Here is a 16,924-nt window from a genome sequence, read left to right as displayed (position 1 = left end):
TCAGAAATGCAATCGGCGCTGCCTGACAGGCAGCGCCGAAGGGTATCAGTGGATCAGGCCAACCCGGGACAAGTTGGGGAAGTGGCTGAGCTTGGGCTCGGGCCAGCTCAACCAGACGGCGAAGGCCTTGCCGACGATATTGCGGTCCGGGACCATGCCGTGCAGTTCCTTGGGAATGTTCGGGTCGTCCCAGTAACGGCTGTCGTTGGAGTTGTCGCGGTTGTCGCCCACCATGAAGTAGTGGCCGGCCGGCACGGTCCATTGCTGGTCCGGCGGCATGCGGTAGCGGCTCATTTCCTTGCGGATCAGGTGCTCGGCCGCGCCGAGTTTTTCCTTGTACAGCTCGGCGCTGCCCAGGGAACCGGCCTCGGTGCCGACCAGTTGCTCGGCAATCGGCTGGCCGTTGACGAACAGCCGCTTGTCGCTGGTGTAGCGCACCACGTCACCCGGCAGGCCGACGACACGCTTGATGTAGTTGACGTTCGGGTCGCTGGGGTAGCGGAACACCATGACATCGCCACGCTGCGGGTCACCCACTTCGATGACCTTCTTGTCGATCACCGGCAGGCGAATGCCATAGGAGAACTTGTTCACCAGGATGAAATCGCCCACTTCCAGGGTCGGCTTCATCGACCCCGAAGGAATCTGGAAAGGCTCGACCAGGAACGAACGCAGCACCAGCACGATGAACAACACCGGGAAGAACGATTTGCCGTACTCGACCAGCAATGGCTCCTTGTTCAGGCGCTCGACCACGGCCATTTCAGGCTGGTTGACGCTACCCTGGTAATTGGCGACCGCCGCTCGCCGGCGCGGGGCCAGGAACAGCAGGTCGATCAAGCCCAACAAGCCACAGACGGCGACGGCGATGACGAGCAACAGCGGGAAATTTAGCGACATAGGACCTAGCTATCCAACCTGAGCACAGCAAGGAAGGCTTCCTGTGGAATTTCCACGTTGCCCACTTGCTTCATGCGTTTCTTACCGGCCTTCTGCTTTTCCAGCAGCTTCTTCTTACGGCTCACGTCGCCACCGTAGCATTTAGCCAGTACGTTCTTTCTGAGCGCCTTGACGGTCGTCCGCGCGATGATCTGGCCGCCAATGGCTGCCTGGATCGCCACATCGAACATCTGTCGAGGAATCAGTTCCTTCATCTTCTCGGTCAACGCGCGGCCTTTATAGGCAGCGTTGTCGCGATGCACGATCAATGCCAGGGCATCGACCTTGTCACCGTTGATCAGCACGTCCAGCTTGACCAGGTTGGCCGACTGGTAGCGATCGAAGTGGTAGTCCAGCGAGGCATAGCCGCGGCTGGTGGACTTGAGCTTGTCGAAGAAGTCCAGCACCACTTCGTTCATCGGCAGGTCGTAGCGCACCTGCACCTGACTGCCGAGGAACTGCATGTCGCGCTGCACGCCACGCTTCTCGATGCACAGGGTGATGACGTTGCCCAGGTGTTCCTGAGGCACGAGGATGGTCGCGGTGACGATCGGCTCGCGGAAATCGGCGACGGCTGAAACGTCAGGCAGCTTCGAGGGGTTGTCGACGACGATGGTTTCGCCGGTCTTGAGCTCGAGCTCGTAGATTACGCTGGGCGCAGTGGTGATCAGGTCCAGGTCGTACTCGCGCTCCAGGCGCTCCTGGATGATCTCCATGTGCAGCATGCCGAGGAAGCCGCAACGGAAGCCGAAGCCCAGGGCGTCGGAGCTTTCCGGCATGTATTGCAGCGACGAGTCGTTGAGCGTGAGCTTTTGCAGGGCGTCGCGGAAGTCTTCGAAGTCGTCGGAGCTGACCGGGAACAGACCGGCGTAGACCTGCGGCTGGATCTTCTTGAAGCCTGGCAGCACGGCGACTTCAGGGGTCGACGAGAGGGTCAGGGTGTCACCCACCGGCGCGCCGTGAATGTCCTTGATGCTGGCGATGATGAAGCCCACTTCGCCGGCCTTGAGGTCGGCGGTCTGAGTGTGCTTCGGGGTGAAGACACCCACGCTGTCGACCAGGTGCACCTTGCCGGTGGACTTGACCAGGATCTTGTCGCCCTTCTTCACCCGGCCATGACGCACGCGCACCAGGGAGACGACGCCCAGGTAGTTGTCGAACCAGGAGTCGATGATCAGCGCCTGCAACGGCGCTTCGATATCGCCTTCCGGTGCGGGAATGGTCTGCACCAGGCGCTCCAGTACCTCGTCCACGCCCATGCCGCTCTTGGCGCTGCACGCCACGGCGTCGGTGGCGTCGATGCCGATGATCTTCTCGATCTCGTCCTTGACGCGGTCCGGGTCGGCCTGGGGCAGGTCCATCTTGTTCAGCACCGGCATGACCTCGAGGCCTTGCTCGATGGCGGTGTAGCAGTTGGCCACGGACTGGGCCTCGACGCCCTGGCCGGCATCGACCACCAGCAGTGCGCCTTCGCACGCTGCGAGGGAACGGCTGACTTCATAGGTGAAGTCGACGTGGCCGGGGGTGTCGATGAAGTTCAGCTGGTAGGTCTTGCCGTCCTGGGCCTTGTAATGCAGCGTGACGCTGTGGGCCTTGATGGTGATACCGCGCTCGCGCTCGAGGTCCATGGAGTCAAGGACCTGGGCTTCCATTTCGCGTGCCGTCAGGCCACCGCACATCTGGATGAAACGGTCGGCCAGCGTCGACTTGCCATGGTCGATGTGGGCGATGATGGAGAAATTGCGGATATGACTCAAATCACTCACGGGTCAACACTCGAAAAGGCTGCGAGCCGGACGCCCGCCGAAAAATAGCCGGGAATTGTACCTTAAGCTGCAAGGTTATGGGAGATTCCTCTATCGGCCCGCGGGTCGAAAAGCTCCAGATGCACGTTACCCGACATTTCTGCGAGTACCTTGGGCAAGACCACGCCCCTAGGCTCACGACTTCCTATCTCGGAGGTTCAGTAACGTGAAAAATGCAAACACACAACCCGGCGATTTCGACCAATCATTTGGCCAGAACGGTATTGTCGAAATTCCACCGGTGTTCGCCCCCATGCTCCCACGCAACGTCGCAGGCATGGCTCGGCAGGACGACCATATCCTTGTTGCAACCCTGGCGGCGGACGAGCGCGGCGGCAGGCACTATGGCATCGTTCGCCTTGCTTCTGATGGCAGCCAGGACCCTACCTTTGGTGACAACGGCCTGCTCGTCGGCCGCTTCGACCCAAACGAACACGCACAACCTGAAGCACTTGCGACCCTAGGTGACGGCTCGATCGTCATGCTCGGGCTCACTGCCAACCCAGCGCAACCGGCTCCTCAGCCCAAATGCGCCGTGTTTTCCAAGGACGGAAAAGGCCTGGAAAAGGAGTTTGCACTACAGACGCCTGAAAACTCGGCACTGGTCATCGGCAGCGGGCGGCTCGCCGCGTCTGCCACCCACCTCATGATCACGCTCAACCTGGCATCCACCACTGCACAACCCGCACCCGCGCCACGCATCTATCGCATGGACCATGCTGGAAACCCGGGTTTCCCGCACGGTAGCTTCATAGATGTCGACCTCATGCCCGGCGAGCATGAGGTTTGCGCACTGAGCGAGTGCCAGGATGGCTTTATCGTTGCTGGCACCCACAGCCTCAACGGCCAGCGCAAAGGCTTCATTGCTCGCTACGACAACACCGGCAAACTCGACCCGACATTCGGCACGAATGGCTTCATCACGCTGAGCATCGACGATCAATCCACCGCCATCAGCACACTGCTACAAAGACCTAACGGCGCTTTGATTGCCTTGGGCGAGATGCAGGCTGGCACAACGCGCCAGGCATGGGCCTGGCAGTTCACTGCCGAAGGCGCGCCTGACCCAGCCTTCAACAACGCCAGCCCTGTGCAGGAAGGCACAATCAACGCCTGGCACAGTGCAACACTGGATGCAGATGGCCGCCTGATAGCCTTTGGCCAAGGCGGCTGGCTGGCCTACAAGCGTTATCTTGCCGATGGCTCACCTGACAATGACTACCAGCCACAGCCACTCATCGGCATCACGGACGCGATGATGTGCCTGAATCACGGCAGCAACACCCTGCTCGCCTTCAATGCAACAGCAGTCATAGGTGTCATCGGTACCGTTGCCGCGATTCAGAACTGAGTCATAGCGCTGAAAAAAGAAAGCCCGATGCGCAATGCATCGGGCTTTCTTTCACTGACGAGGCACCTTGCGTAGGTTTACTCTGCCAATTTGAAGGTAATGAAGCTGGCGCGCCCCTGGCGCAGGACGCGCATGGACACCGAGCGGTTCTTCGGCAGGTCCTTGGCGATTTCGGTGAATTGCTTGGCGTTGCTGATCGCCTGGTTGTTCAGGTGGCTGATGACGTCACCTGGACGCAGGCCAATGAGCGCCGCCGGGCCATCCTGGACTTCCTTGATGACCACGCCGCCCTTGAGCTCCAGGGATTTCTTCTGCTCATCCGACAAGTCAGCTACGGAAACCCCGAGGCGATTGCTGCTGCGCTCCGCGCCACCCTGGCCACCGGTGCCGATGTCGGCATCGTCGTCCGGCAGCGCACCAATGGTGATGTCCAGGTTCTGGCGCTTGCCTTCGCGGATAATCTCAAGCTTGGCCTTGTCGCCATCCTTCAGGCCACCGACCAGGTGCGGCAGGTCGGCCGACATGACGATCGCCTGGCCGTTGAGGCTGAGGATCACGTCACCCACCTGCAAGCCACCCTTGGCCGCTGGGCCGTTCTCCAGTACCTGGGCTACCAATGCGCCTGCGGGTTTGTCGAGGCCGAAGGACTCGGCCAGGTCTTTGTTGACCTCCTGGATCACCACGCCGAGCCAGCCACGGCTGACCTTGCCGTCTTTCTTCAACTGGTTGGAAACATCCAGCGCCACATCGATCGGGATGGCGAACGACAGGCCCATGAAGCCACCGGAACGGGTGAAGATCTGCGAGTTGATACCCACCACTTCGCCTTTCATGTTGAACAGCGGGCCACCGGAGTTACCCGGGTTGATTGCCACGTCGGTCTGGATGAACGGCACGTAGGTGTCGTTGGGCAGGGTACGGCCCTTGGCGCTGACGATGCCTTTGGTCACCGAATGGTCGAAACCGAACGGCGAGCCGATGGCCAGCACCCACTCACCGACCTTGAGCTTTTGCGAGTCGCCCAGTTTCACGATCGGCAGGTTCTTGCCGTCGACCTTGAGCAACGCCACGTCGGTACGAGGGTCGGTGCCCACCAGCTTGGCCTGGAGCTCGCTGCGGTCGGACAGACGGACGATGATTTCGTCGGCATCGTCGACCACGTGGTTATTGGTCAGGACGTAGCCATCACTGGAAATGATGAAGCCCGAACCCAGCGACTGCGCCTCACGCTGGCGGTCACCGCGCGGCGAGCGCGGCTGTTGCGGCATGTTGCGTTCGAAGAATTCGCGGAACATCGGCGGCAGGCCTTCCAGGTCAGGCATCTGACCTGCGGCGATGCGCCGGTCTGGTAGCTTCTGCTTGGTACTGATGTTGACCACCGCTGGCGAGGCCTGCTCGACCAGGGTGGTGAAGTCCGGCAGGGCTTCCTCGGCCTGGGCGGTCAGCACCTGGCCCAGCATCAGCACGGCGGCGAACATCGACAGATAGGTTTTCAAGCGTGGTATTGACATACGGCTCCCGTCACAACGAGCGTAGTTAGCAGTAGGACCCCTGCAGAAGCAGGAAAGGCCAGACTCTGTGAAGAGCCTGACCTATAGAAAATTTACCGAAGGAATGCAAATGACAATGCTTTAATTTCATTTCAGCCGCATGCTCTGCGACCTGTTAGGAAAAGTAGCAAAACTCATTGACTGGCCTGGGCATCCTGCGCCCGCATGGACAACGCCACGCGCTCGGCAGTGCCCAGCGGAATCTCCCCGACCACCGTCACCATCACCTTGCCCTTGGGGGTATTGAGATGGCGCGAGACCGCGACGGTGGGGCCCAACTGTGCCCGAGTATCGACACCAGAGTCGCCTTTGGTCGGCTCGAGAAACACCGAGAAACGTGCCAGGCCGTCATCGAACATCAGGCTGCTGACTTGGCTATTGCGCTGAGCGTCACGACGCACGGCACTGTTGACCAGTTCGAAGCCCGGTGGCAACCAATCGGATCGCCAGCCAGCCGCCGTTTGTGCGGAAGTGCTGGCCACGCGCGCGACAGCCTTGCAGGTCGAACTGGGCTGCAAGTCACGGTCACCAGGCAGGTCATCGGTATCCAGGCGGGTCATCTGGAAGCGCTCAAGCAACTGCCCCTTGTCGTTGAGCATCAACGAGCGCAGCGGCAGGCCGGTCTGGCGGTCCAGGTGAAGCTCGAAAGCGTAGCGATGCTGATCACGCGGGCTGAGGGTGACGATCACCGCATCGCGCCCGGCAACCCGCGACTTGCCGGCGACACTGAGGTCGTACCAGCTCATCAGCTTCAGCGGATCGAGGACGCGCGGCGCCGAGTCTGGCGGGGTGCCCACGCCACTTACCAGGGAGCCACTCACGCACTGCACCTTGCCATCAACACGCACGACTTCCTGGGCTGAGCCATCGAGCTGCAACAGCCGCTCGCTGACCTTGCCATCCTGGACGCGATGCCAGATGTCGTGGGTTGAAAAACTGCCATTGCGCTCGTAGACGAAGGAACCCTGGTAACTCTGCTCTTGCTCGGCCCGTGCCAGCTTGTTCAGCCACTCGGTCGCTTCAGGCGAAGAGTTGGCTGCCAATGCTGGCAGCGACAGACAGCTGCCGAGCAATATCGACAGGAGAGGTAGCGCGCGCATGTTCCTCCTTACTTAGCGGCTTCCAGGCTGGCGGCTCGGGCATACGGCAGTGCCGTTTCAGTGCCCTTGAGCGCAGATTCCTGGGCATGCTGGCGCAGGTAGCCTGGCAGGCGTTGATCCCAGCCGGCCTGGTTCTGCAGCACGCCATTGGCCATTGGCCCGGTCGGTTGCTCACTGCTCTCACTATAGCCTGCCAGAACGGCCGGGCCTTGTGCTTGTGGCAGCGTCAGCCCCTGTTGGGCAGGTTGCTGCGAAGCCAGCTCGGCGCCGGTGATTTCGTCCTGGTTGTACAGGCGCACACCAGCCAGCACAGCAACGGTCACCGAGGCCGCTACCGCCAGGCGACCCACACTACGCCATGGGCCGCTCTTGACCTTGGCCGGCACGGCTTCGTCAGCCAGTGCAGCGGATACCGCCGAGGCGATGTCCAGCTTGGGCAGCAACAGCTCCTTGTGCATCGCTGCACGGGCGACTTGGTAACGAGACCAGGTCGCACGGGTTTCGGCATCGTCGACGGCGCTCAGCACCCGACGAAGTTCCAGTTCGTCCGCTTCGTTATCCATCACCGCGGACAGCGATTCCTGCAAAGCTTCACGACTCATGGCGGTTTCCTCTCTTGGCTATCGCCGCTGTCTCAGGTTTCCTGCAACAACGGCTGCAGGGCTTTATCTATGGCCTCCCGAGCGCGAAAGATTCGAGAGCGCACGGTACCCACCGGGCATTGCATGACGCTGGCAATGTCCTCGTAACTCAGACCGTCGAACTCACGCAGGGTCAGGGCCGTACGCAAATCTTCAGGCAGTTGCTGGATGGTGCGATGGACAGTGCCTTCGATTTCATCCCGCAACAACGAGCGCTCTGGGGACTCGAGATCCTTGAGACCATGATCGCCGTCGTAAAACTCCGCATCCTCGGAGCTCACATCGCTGTCTGGCGGCCGTCTTCCACGGGACACCAGGTAGTTCTTCGCCGTGTTGATGGCGATGCGGTACAGCCAGGTATAGAACGCGCTGTCACCGCGGAAATTGCCAAGCGCACGATAAGCCTTGATAAAGGCCTCCTGCGCCACATCCTGGGCTTCGTGGGTGTCGTGAACGAACCGCACGATCAACCCGAGAATCTTGTGCTGATACTTCAGCACCAACAGATCAAACGCTCGCCTGTCACCACGCTGGACACGCTCGACAAGCTGCTGATCCTCTTCCTGGGTTAGCATGAACACTCCTCAGTGAACTCGAAGGAGCGCTGCAACAGCCATCGTTCAGGCTTGCAACCATAGACTCGGGCTTTGCGCAAAAGTTCTCCCCTCCAAGCAAGTTTCCTGCGGCCCTTGGTCGGCTCGCACGAAAGACGCAGCACGGTCGCTGCCGGCTACGTCGATAATCGGTGAATCGGATACGCAGGTGTTGCCCCGGATAGGGCTACTGCCTGGCGTCGCCGCGGCAAAATATGGCGTGCGGGCAGCCTTGATGAGATTTCCCGGGGTGCAGGAAAGTTCCCACAAAGATCGCCACTACCGTGCATGGACCATTGGAAATCCGGCCCAAGGGGCTGCTATAAAGGCTGCCCGGCCACTTTTCACGATAGTTTCACAATGCCATCTGTGCCTGACTATTGTGCCGCGCCCCCCCTCTTGATTACTAGTGTCCCGACATGAGCAAACAATTCCAACACGATGTCCTGGTGATCGGCAGCGGCGCCGCCGGTCTCAGCCTGGCACTGAACCTTCCGGCCAACCTGCGCATTGCCGTACTGAGCAAGGGTGACCTGGCCAACGGATCCACCTTCTGGGCCCAAGGCGGCGTTGCCGCGGTGCTGGACGACACCGACACCGTGCAATCTCACGTCGAAGACACCCTCAACGCTGGCGGCGGCCTGTGCCACGAGGATGCGGTACGCTTCACCGTGGAGCACAGTCGCGAGGCCATCGAATGGCTGATCGAACAAGGCGTGCCGTTCACCCGTGACGAACACGCCAGCGTCGATGATGGCGGCTTCGAATTCCACCTGACCCGCGAAGGCGGCCACAGTCACCGGCGCATTATCCATGCTGCCGACGCTACCGGCGCGGCGATCTTCACCACCTTGCTGGAGCAGGCCCGCCAACGCCCGAACATCGAGCTGCTGGAGCAGCGCGTGGCGGTCGACCTGATTACCGAGCGGCGCCTGGGGCTTGCCGGCGAGCGCTGCCTGGGCGCCTACGTGCTGGACCGCAACAGCGGCGAGGTGGACACCTTCGGCGCGCGCTTCACCGTGTTGGCCACCGGCGGCGCCGCCAAGGTCTACCTCTATACCAGCAACCCGGACGGCGCCTGCGGTGATGGCATTGCCATGGCGTGGCGCGCCGGTTGCCGGGTGGCGAACCTTGAGTTCAACCAGTTCCACCCCACCTGCCTGTATCACCCTCAGGCCAAGAGCTTCCTGGTAACCGAAGCCCTCCGTGGCGAAGGCGCACTGCTGCGCCTGCCCAATGGCGAGCGCTTCATGCCACGCTTCGACCCGCGTGAAGAACTGGCACCACGGGACATCGTGGCCCGCGCCATCGACCACGAGATGAAGCGCCTGGGCGTGGACTGCGTGTACCTGGACATTACCCACAAGCCCGCCGACTTCATCAAGAGCCACTTCCCCACGGTCTACGAGCGCTGCCTGACCTTCGGCATCGATATCACCCGCCAGCCAATCCCGGTGGTGCCTGCAGCGCACTACACCTGTGGTGGCGTGATGGTCGACGCGCGCGGCCACACCGACGTGCCCGGCCTGTATGCCATTGGCGAAACCAGCTTCACCGGGCTGCATGGCGCCAACCGCATGGCCAGCAATTCGCTGCTCGAGTGTTTCGTCTATGGGCGTGCGGCCGCCGCCGACATCGAAGCCCATCTGGACCAGGTGCAGATGCCCCAGGCCCTGCCGTGCTGGGATGCCAGCCAGGTCACCGACTCTGATGAAGACGTGATCATCGCGCATAACTGGGACGAGCTGCGGCGTTTCATGTGGGACTATGTGGGCATCGTGCGCACCAACAAGCGCCTGCAACGCGCCGAACACCGGGTGCGCCTGCTGCTGGACGAGATCGACGAGTTCTACAGCAACTACAAGGTCAGCCGCGACCTGATCGAGCTGCGCAACCTGGCGCAGGTGGCCGAGCTGATGATTCGTTCGGCGATGCAGCGCAAGGAAAGCCGTGGGCTGCACTATACGCTGGACTATCCAGAGATGCTGGCCGAGGCGAAGGACACGGTACTGAGCCCATTCTGACGGACCGCCGCGAAAGGGCCCTCAAGTCGAGCGCGGAATATTGGCCCACCGCCTTCGACTGAACTTCAACCGCACCCGCAAACGCCGATGCTCGTCCGCCGACAACCCATCGAGCAGAATGCACACCCCCTCCCCCAGCCAGCGCCCTTCGCGCTCGAACCTCAACACCACCAAACCCGGCAGCGCCACGCTGTCGGGGCACAAGCGAACAGGCTGCCAACCCCGGCCCTGGCTGAACAGCTGCCAACCACGCGCATCACGCCGCAGGCCGGTGACGGCATGGGCATGGGTCAGCAGGATTTGGCGGGGAATGGCCCAGCAGGAGTGGACAAGGCAGGCAACGATGAGGGAAAGCTTCAGCCAGGTAGGCAGGGCAACCAGGAACAATGCCGAAAGTGCCAGGGCTAGGCACACGAGGTAGGCCGTCAGCAGCAGGCGCGAGCCCTGCCAACGGCACTGGAAGACGTCACTTGGGCTGGACACGGTCCAGGATGATGCGAACCATGCGCTGCAGCTCCAGGTCTTCGGACTCGGTGCGCTCCATGAACCAGCCGAACATGTCCTGATCCTCACAGGTCAGCAGGCGACGGTACAGCTCGCGGTCGCCTTCGCTGAGGGTGGCATAGACCTCCTGGGTGAATGGCACCAGCAGTACGTCCAGTTCCAGCATGCCGCGGCGGCTGTGCCAGAAAAGCCGGTTGAGTTCAGTTTGTTCGACCATGGGGCCCTCCTCGAATGGCCGGCTAGTATACAGCGGCGCCAAGGTGGCGGTACAAGGCGTTGGTCTGGTCACCTACCTATTTTGTTACCGGCGTTCTATGATGGCCGCCAGTCTTTACCAACCGCGATGACCCATGGCCGACTCCGCTTTCTTCACCCCCTTGTCCCACGAGGGCATCCTCGCCGTCCGCGGCTCCGACGCCGGCAAGTTCCTGCAAGGCCAGTTGACCTGCAACCTCAACTACCTCGACCTCGAGCATGCCAGCCTCGGTGCACGCTGCATGGTCAAGGGCCGCATGCAGTCCAGCTTCCGCATCCTGCCCCAAGGCAACGGTTACCTCCTGGCCATGGCCAGTGAGCTGCTCGAAACGCAGTTGGCCGACCTGAAGAAGTACGCGGTGTTCTCCAAGGCCACGCTGACCGACGAAAGCGCCGCCTGGGTGCGCTTCGGCTTGCAGCAGGCAGATGCTGCGCTGGATGCGCTGGCACTTCAGGTACCTGAAGAGGCCGGTGCCACGGTGCGTCGCGAGGAGCTGATCGCCGTGCGCGTATCTGCCGGTCGCGTGGAGTTGTGGGCGCCCGCCGAGCAGGCCGCCGATATCCGCGAAACCCTCGCCCAGCACCTTGACCAAGGCAGCCTCGAACAATGGCTGTTGGGACAGGTGCGTGCCGGTATCGGCCAGGTCATGGGCCCGACCCGCGAGTTGTTCATCCCACAGATGATCAACCTGCAGGCCGTCGGTGGCGTGAGTTTCAAGAAAGGCTGCTACACCGGCCAGGAAATCGTTGCGCGCATGCAGTACCTGGGCAAGCTCAAGCGCCGTCAGTATCGCCTGGCGCTGCCAGGGGAGCAGCCGCCACCACCGGGCGCCGAGATCTTCTCGCCCACCCACGGCTCCTCCGTGGGTGAAGTGGTGATCGCCGCGCGCAATGGTGCGGGCTGCGAGCTGCTGGCGGTGCTCAGTGCCGATGCGGTGGAAGACGACAACCTGCACCTGGGCAGCCTGGAAGGCCCTCGCCTGACACTGCTCGAACTGCCTTACGAACTGGACCGCGACCGGGAAATCCAGCGCTGACCTGTATGCCCCGCCTGCCTGACGGGGCCGTTCCACCACTGCGGTAGAGAAGTCCATGAACAAGCTGGCCGAGATGGTCCAAGCGCAACTGCTGGCCGCCATCGATAACGACGATCTGGTCCTGCCCACGCTTCCCGAGGTTGCCCTGAGCATCCGCGAGGCGGCCGAGGACAGCGAGATCAGTGTCGCCGCCCTGAGCCGTGTGATCGGCCGCGATGCGGCGCTGTCCGCACGTCTGATCAAGGTCGTGAACAGCCCCCTGCTGCGAGCGATGGTAGAGGTCACCGACCTGCACACCGCAATTACGCGACTGGGCGTTAACTACAGCTGCAACCTGGCCATTGGCCTGGTCATCGAGCAGATCTTCCACGCCCGCTCCCCTTCCGTGGAGCAGAAACTGCGTGATATCTGGGAAAACAGCCTGGAAGTGGCCGGTATCAGCTATGAAATCTGCCGCAGGTACACCCACCTCAAACCTGACCAGGCGACCCTCGGCGGGCTGGTGCATCAGATCGGCGCGCTGCCGGTGCTGATCTACGCCGAGGAGCACAACGAGCTGTTGTCGGACCCGGTGTGCCTGCATTACGTGATCGAACAGATCCAGCCGGTGCTGGGCGACAAGATCCTCAGCACCTGGGAGTTTCCCGAGCAGCTGGTCAAGCTGCCCAGCCAGGTCCAGGACTTGGAGCGCGAGACCGACAACATCGACTACATCGGCATCGTGCAGATCGCCCGCTCCCTCAGCCTGCGCGGCCGCGGCAGGCCGTTGACCACCCTACCCGCCTACCATCACCTGCGCCTGCCTCCCGGCAAGGAACTGGACCTGATGGAGCTGCTCGAAGCGCGGGAAATGCTGCGCGGCTGACGACCCAAAGGGGGCGCCATGCCCCCCTTTTCAGTCAGCGATAAAGCTCACCCGCACCTTCAACCCGCCTTTCTCGCCATCGTGCAGGCTGATTTGCGCCAGGTGCGCCCGGCAAATCTCGCCGACGATCGCCAGCCCCAGTCCACTGCCCTGCGCACTACGACGGTAGAAGCGCTCGAACACCCGCTCGCGTTCCGCCTCGGGAATGCCCGGCCCGTCGTCTTCCACTTCCAGCACCGCCGGCGCCAGCACCCGCAAAATCACATTGCCGCCCGCCGGGGTATGGGCCAGGGCGTTGTCCACCAGGTTGCTAAGCAACTCGTTGAGCAAGGTCGGCTCGCCCTTGAGCCACACCGGTGCTTCGGCCTCCAGCGCCAAGGCCACGCCTCGGGCATGGGCCAACGGTGCCATGGCCATGCCCAGCTCGCGCGCCAGCTGGCTCAGGTCCAGGCGTTGGGCGCCGCCCTCGGCGATGGCCCGCGCGCCGTTTTCCACCCGCGCCAACGACAGCAACTGGTTGGCCAGGTGGGTCAGGCGGTCGGTGCCCTGGGCGGCCGCTTCGAGGGTCTGCTGCCATTCCTGCGGCTCGCGCGAACGCAGGCCCAGCTCGACCCGCGCCTTGAGCGCCGCCAGCGGCGTGCGTAGCTCGTGGGCAGCATCGGCGATGAACTGCGCCTGACGCTCGAACTGCCCGCGCAAGCGCTCGGTGAAGTGGTTCAAGGCCCGTACCAAGGGCCCTAACTCGTGCTGTACCTGCACCACCGGCAAGGCCCGCAGGTCGTCGGGCTGGCGCTCTTCCACCGCACTGCGCAGACGCTCCAGCGGGCGCAGCGCGGCGCTGACAGCGAACCACACCATGCCCAGCGCACCCAACGCCAGCATCCCCAGGCGCAGCAGGGTATCGGCCATCAGGCCACGGGCCATGCTGACCCGCGCCTCTTCAGTCTCGGCCACGCGAATCTCGGCCATGCCATTCATGTTCGGCTCGCTCACCGCCTTCAGCAGGCTCACCACACGCACGTCCTGCCCCAGGTAGGTGGCGTTGTAGAAGCGCGCCAGCGCCGGGTAGTCGTCGGTGCGCGGTGTGCCGGGCGGTGGCGGCGGCAGGTTCTCGTAGCCGGAAATCAGCTTCTGGTTGATGTCCAGCACCTGGTAGTAGATACGCCCGGCGCTGTCGTAGGCGAAGGTGTCCAGCGCCACGTAGGGCACGTCGGCGCTGAGGGTGCCATCACGCTGCGAGAGGCCGGCGGCGATGGTCCGCGCCGAGGCCAGCAGGGTGCGGTCATAGGCGGTGTCGGCGGCTTCTCGACCATTCCAGTAGGCGCTCAGGCCGCTGGCCAGCATCAGCACCACCAGCAGCAGCGCCAGGTTGCCCAGTAGGCGCCCGCGCAGGCTGCCGGCGTCACGCATCGCGGTGCTCGAGCAGGTAGCCGAGGCCACGGAAAGTAACGATGGCAACCGGGTGGCCATCGAGCTTCTTGCGCAGGCGGTGCACGTAGATCTCGATGGCGTCGGGGCTGGCTTCCTCATCCAGGCCGAACACCTGGGCGGCGAGCTGCTCCTTGCTCATCACCCGGCCTGGGCGGGCGATCAGCGCCTCGAGCACGCTTTGCTCGCGGGAGGTCAGGGTCAGTGGCTCTTCACCAAGGCTGAAGCGCCGGGCGTCGAGGTCGTAGACCAGCGGCCCGCAGCGCTGCTGGCGCTCACCGCCAAGCACGCTGCGGCGTAGCAGGGCCTTGACCCGCGCCTCCAGCTCGGTCAGCTCGAACGGCTTGGCCAGGTAATCGTCGGCCCCCAGGTTCAGGCCGTGCACGCGGTCCTTGACGTCGCTGCGGGCGGTGAGCATCAGCACCGGCAGGGTCTTGCCACGCGAACGCAAGCGCGCCAGCACTTCGAAGCCATCCAGGCGCGGCAGGCCGACATCCAGCACCGCCACGGCATAGTCCTCGCTGGCCAGGGCCAGGTCGGCGGCCACGCCATCGTGCAGCACATCCACGGTCAAGCCTTGGCTCTTGAGGGCCTGGGCCACGCTTTCAGCCAGTTGCAGATGGTCTTCGACCAGCAGCACACGCATCGGTTTCTCCCTGCTCGGGTAGGACGGTGGCGCGGAGTGTACCGCCGTCATCAAAGCTGTGAAGCCCCTTGTAACAAACCTTTCACGTTGAAAGGTTAGCGAAAGGTTGACGGCCTAGCATCGCACCACGGTCGCTCCACGCGCCGAAAAAAGCACCAGCAAGGTGCATACCAATAAGAACAATAAACGGAGTCAGTCGACGATGCAGTCCATGCAGCCGCAGGCGTTCACGCCTATTCGAACCTTTTCCGCTCGCCCCAGCGCCATTGCCAGCGCACTCGCCCTCGCAGGCGTCGCCCCCATGAGCCAGGCCGCCTTCTTCGAAGACAGCACGGCCACCTTCGAAACCCGCAACATGTATTTCAACCGCGACTTCCGCGACGGCACCAGCGCGCAGCAATCCAAGCGCGACGAATGGGCCCAGGGCTTCATGCTCAATTTCGAATCCGGCTACACCGACGGCACCGTGGGCTTTGGCCTGGACGCACTGGGCATGCTCGGCATCAAGCTCGACTCCAGCCCCGACCGCACCGACACCGGCCTGTTGCCGACCCATGACAACGGCAAGGCCGCCGACGAATATTCCAAGCTCGGCCTGACTGGCAAGGTCAAGGTGTCCAAGACCGAACTCAAGGTCGGCACGCTGATCCCGGAACTGCCGACCCTGCAGCCCAACGACGGGCGCATCCTGCCGCAAACCTTCGAAGGCGGGCTGCTGACTTCCAACGAGATCAAGAACCTCACCTTCACCGGCGGGCGCCTGGAAAAGGCCAAGGACCGCAACGACACCAACTGGGAAGACCTGGCGCTGAACAACAAGAACGGCCGCTTCGGTGGCACGTTCTCGTCCGACCACTACGACCTCGGCGGCCTGGACTACAAGTTCACCGACCGCATCACCGGCAGCTACCACTTCGCCCAGCTCGACGACATCTACCGCCAGCACTTCCTTGGCATGGTCGCCACCCAGCCCTGGGGCCCAGGCACCTTCGGCGCCGACCTGCGCCTGTCCAAGAGTGACGAGCAAGGCTCGGCCCTGGCCGGCAAGATCGACAACACCACCGTCAACGGCATGTTCAGCTACGCCCTGGGCGGTCACAAGTTCAGCGCCGCCTACCAGCACCTGTCGGGCGACAGCGCCTTCCCCTACATCGACGGCGCCGACCCCTACCTGACCAACTTCGTGCAGATCAACGACTTCGCAGGCGCGGATGAGCGCTCCTGGCAAGCGCGCTACGACTACAACTTCGCCGCCCTGGGCATCCCCGGCCTGACTTTCATGACCCGCTACCTCAGCGGCGACAACGTCAGCCGCGCCGATGGCAGCGAGGGCAAGGAGTGGGAGCGCAACACCGAGTTCAAGTACGTGGTACAGAGCGGGCCGTTGAAAAACGTCGCCGTGCGCCTGCGCAACGCCACGTTCCGTTCGAACTTCGCCCGCGACGCCGATGAAGTGCGCCTGCTGGTGAGCTACAGCCTGGCCCTGTGGTAACCCCCGATAACAACAACACGTACGGAGATTGTCGATGAACCTTTCATTACGCCGCCTCGTCCTCGCCACCGGGTGCCTGCTGCTTGCCGGCAACGCCCTGGCCGCTGAACCGAAACGTCCCGAGTGCATCGCCCCGGCCTCGCCCGGTGGTGGTTTCGACCTGACCTGCAAGCTGGTGCAAAGCGCGCTGGTCGAAGAAAAGATCCTCAGCAAGCCCATGCGCGTCACCTACATGCCTGGCGGTGTCGGCGCGGTGGCCTACAACGCCGTGGTCGCCCAGCGTCCGGGCGACGCCGGCACCCTGGTGGCGTGGTCCAGCGGTTCGTTGCTGAACCTGGCCCAGGGCAAGTTCGGCCGCTTCGACGAGAACGCGGTGAAGTGGCTGGCAGCGGTCGGCACCAGCTACGGTGCTATCGCGGTGAAAACCGACTCCCCCTACAAGACCCTGGACGACCTGGTCGCCGCGCTGAAGAAAGACCCGAGCAAAGTGGTGATCGGCTCCGGCGGTACCGTCGGCAGCCAGGACTGGATGCAGACCGCCTTGATCGCCAAGGCCGCCGGTATCAACCCGCGCGACCTGCGCTACGTCGCCCTGGAAGGCGGCGGCGAAATCGCCACCGCGCTGCTGGGCGGGCACATCCAGGTGGGCTCCACCGACATCTCCGACTCCATGCCGCACATTCAGGCCGGCAAC

General features: G+C 63.0%; 16 protein-coding genes. 6 read left to right on the top strand and 10 right to left on the bottom strand.

All coding sequences use genetic code 11. The features are described from left to right. Positions 1–45: 45 nt before the first annotated feature. Both lepB and lepA read right to left on the bottom strand, forming a co-directional pair. On the bottom strand, positions 46–900 hold the full coding sequence (lepB, locus tag ACQKPE_RS15565) for a signal peptidase I (RefSeq protein ID WP_427667178.1): 855 nt from the start codon (positions 898–900) through the stop codon (positions 46–48). A 5-nt stretch (positions 901–905) separates the two neighbouring features. Beyond that, a complete protein-coding gene (gene lepA, locus ACQKPE_RS15560; protein WP_427667176.1) occupies positions 906–2,705 on the bottom strand; it encodes a translation elongation factor 4 in 1,800 nt (599 codons plus the stop codon). 205 nt (positions 2,706–2,910) lie between these two features. On the opposite strand from lepA, the gene ACQKPE_RS15555 reads away from it, so the two are divergent. Further along, positions 2,911–4,095 carry a hypothetical protein gene (locus tag ACQKPE_RS15555; RefSeq protein ID WP_427667174.1) on the top strand — a complete coding sequence of 395 codons (1,185 nt, stop codon included), beginning with the start codon at positions 2,911–2,913 and terminating at the stop codon, positions 4,093–4,095. A 77-nt stretch (positions 4,096–4,172) separates the two neighbouring features. Here ACQKPE_RS15555 and ACQKPE_RS15550 read toward each other — a convergent pair whose 3' ends face one another. The 4 genes from ACQKPE_RS15550 to rpoE all read right to left on the bottom strand — a co-directional run bounded on the left by ACQKPE_RS15550 (position 4,173) and on the right by rpoE (position 7,961). Continuing rightward, on the bottom strand, positions 4,173–5,573 hold the full coding sequence (locus ACQKPE_RS15550; RefSeq protein WP_427667210.1) for a DegQ family serine endoprotease: 1,401 nt from the start codon (positions 5,571–5,573) through the stop codon (positions 4,173–4,175). Positions 5,574–5,779: 206 nt separating this feature from the next. Beyond that, entirely contained in the window at positions 5,780–6,745 is a 966-nt protein-coding gene (locus ACQKPE_RS15545; RefSeq protein WP_427667172.1) for a MucB/RseB C-terminal domain-containing protein, read from the bottom strand. 8 nt (positions 6,746–6,753) lie between these two features. After that, positions 6,754–7,347: a sigma-E factor negative regulatory protein gene (locus tag ACQKPE_RS15540; RefSeq protein ID WP_427667170.1), complete on the bottom strand. Its 594-nt coding sequence runs from the start codon at positions 7,345–7,347 to the stop codon at positions 6,754–6,756. A 32-nt stretch (positions 7,348–7,379) separates the two neighbouring features. After that, on the bottom strand, positions 7,380–7,961 hold the full coding sequence (gene rpoE / locus ACQKPE_RS15535; RefSeq protein WP_003252049.1) for an RNA polymerase sigma factor RpoE: 582 nt from the start codon (positions 7,959–7,961) through the stop codon (positions 7,380–7,382). A gap of 437 nt (positions 7,962–8,398) precedes the next feature. Here rpoE and nadB point away from each other — a divergent pair, with 437 nt between their 5' ends. Beyond that, positions 8,399–10,003 carry an L-aspartate oxidase gene (gene nadB, locus ACQKPE_RS15530; RefSeq protein WP_427667168.1) on the top strand — a complete coding sequence of 535 codons (1,605 nt, stop codon included), beginning with the start codon at positions 8,399–8,401 and terminating at the stop codon, positions 10,001–10,003. Between the two features lie 21 nt (positions 10,004–10,024). Here nadB and ACQKPE_RS15525 read toward each other — a convergent pair whose 3' ends face one another. After that, positions 10,025–10,486 (bottom strand): protein YgfX, encoded by a 462-nt coding sequence (locus tag ACQKPE_RS15525; protein ID WP_427667167.1) that lies wholly within the window; start codon positions 10,484–10,486, stop codon positions 10,025–10,027. Beyond that, entirely contained in the window at positions 10,470–10,724 is a 255-nt protein-coding gene (locus ACQKPE_RS15520) for a succinate dehydrogenase assembly factor 2 (protein ID WP_427667165.1), read from the bottom strand. Before ACQKPE_RS15520 ends, ACQKPE_RS15525 begins: the two co-directional genes overlap by 17 nt. A gap of 133 nt (positions 10,725–10,857) precedes the next feature. Here ACQKPE_RS15520 and ACQKPE_RS15515 point away from each other — a divergent pair, with 133 nt between their 5' ends. Then, positions 10,858–11,799, top strand: coding sequence for a YgfZ/GcvT domain-containing protein (locus tag ACQKPE_RS15515; RefSeq protein ID WP_427667163.1), 942 nt, complete (start codon positions 10,858–10,860; stop codon positions 11,797–11,799). 55 nt (positions 11,800–11,854) lie between these two features. Beyond that, the gene (locus ACQKPE_RS15510) at positions 11,855–12,664 is read left to right on the top strand and encodes an HDOD domain-containing protein (RefSeq protein ID WP_427667161.1); all 810 of its coding nucleotides are present in this window, start codon (positions 11,855–11,857) and stop codon (positions 12,662–12,664) included. 30 nt (positions 12,665–12,694) lie between these two features. Here the strand turns inward: ACQKPE_RS15510 and ACQKPE_RS15505 are convergent, their stop codons facing one another. Together ACQKPE_RS15505 and ACQKPE_RS15500 are read right to left on the bottom strand one after the other, a co-directional pair. Continuing rightward, complete coding sequence (locus ACQKPE_RS15505; RefSeq protein ID WP_427667159.1) at positions 12,695–14,074, bottom strand: sensor histidine kinase; 1,380 nt, start codon at positions 14,072–14,074, stop codon at positions 12,695–12,697. Next, on the bottom strand, positions 14,067–14,738 hold the full coding sequence (locus ACQKPE_RS15500; protein WP_375100520.1) for a response regulator: 672 nt from the start codon (positions 14,736–14,738) through the stop codon (positions 14,067–14,069). Before ACQKPE_RS15500 ends, ACQKPE_RS15505 begins: the two co-directional genes overlap by 8 nt. A 202-nt stretch (positions 14,739–14,940) precedes the next feature. On the opposite strand from ACQKPE_RS15500, the gene ACQKPE_RS15495 reads away from it, so the two are divergent. Together ACQKPE_RS15495 and ACQKPE_RS15490 are read left to right on the top strand one after the other, a co-directional pair. After that, positions 14,941–16,230, top strand: a complete 1,290-nt coding sequence (locus ACQKPE_RS15495) for an OprD family porin (RefSeq protein ID WP_427667157.1) — start codon at positions 14,941–14,943, stop codon at positions 16,228–16,230. 28 nt (positions 16,231–16,258) lie between these two features. Further along, positions 16,259–16,924, top strand: a 666-nt coding sequence (locus tag ACQKPE_RS15490; RefSeq protein ID WP_427667155.1) for a Bug family tripartite tricarboxylate transporter substrate binding protein, incomplete at its 3' end; no start/stop codon positions are given.

Source organism: Pseudomonas sp. NPDC089554 (assembly GCF_050280645.1).
Classification (GTDB): Bacteria; Pseudomonadota; Gammaproteobacteria; order Pseudomonadales; family Pseudomonadaceae; genus Aquipseudomonas.
Note: the sequence above shows the minus strand (reverse complement) of the source record. Positions and strands in the feature narration are given on the sequence as shown.

Bases quoted from the DNA above. Each gene is read 5' to 3' on its own strand.
- lepB (WP_427667178.1), bottom strand. From the start codon at position 900: ATGTCGCTAAATTTCCCGCTGTTGCTCGTCATCGCCGTCGCCGTCTGT.
- ACQKPE_RS15550 (WP_427667210.1), bottom strand. From the start codon at position 5,573: ATGTTCGCCGCCGTGCTGATGCTGGGCCAGGTGCTGACCGCCCAGGCC.
- ACQKPE_RS15545 (WP_427667172.1), bottom strand. From the start codon at position 6,745: ATGCGCGCGCTACCTCTCCTGTCGATATTGCTCGGCAGCTGTCTGTCG.
- ACQKPE_RS15540 (WP_427667170.1), bottom strand. From the start codon at position 7,347: ATGAGTCGTGAAGCTTTGCAGGAATCGCTGTCCGCGGTGATGGATAAC.
- rpoE (WP_003252049.1), bottom strand. From the start codon at position 7,961: ATGCTAACCCAGGAAGAGGATCAGCAGCTTGTCGAGCGTGTCCAGCGT.
- nadB (WP_427667168.1), top strand. From the start codon at position 8,399: ATGAGCAAACAATTCCAACACGATGTCCTGGTGATCGGCAGCGGCGCC.
- ACQKPE_RS15520 (WP_427667165.1), bottom strand. From the start codon at position 10,724: ATGGTCGAACAAACTGAACTCAACCGGCTTTTCTGGCACAGCCGCCGC.
- ACQKPE_RS15515 (WP_427667163.1), top strand. From the start codon at position 10,858: ATGGCCGACTCCGCTTTCTTCACCCCCTTGTCCCACGAGGGCATCCTC.
- ACQKPE_RS15510 (WP_427667161.1), top strand. From the start codon at position 11,855: ATGAACAAGCTGGCCGAGATGGTCCAAGCGCAACTGCTGGCCGCCATC.
- ACQKPE_RS15505 (WP_427667159.1), bottom strand. From the start codon at position 14,074: ATGCGTGACGCCGGCAGCCTGCGCGGGCGCCTACTGGGCAACCTGGCG.
- ACQKPE_RS15500 (WP_375100520.1), bottom strand. From the start codon at position 14,738: ATGCGTGTGCTGCTGGTCGAAGACCATCTGCAACTGGCTGAAAGCGTG.
- ACQKPE_RS15495 (WP_427667157.1), top strand. From the start codon at position 14,941: ATGCAGTCCATGCAGCCGCAGGCGTTCACGCCTATTCGAACCTTTTCC.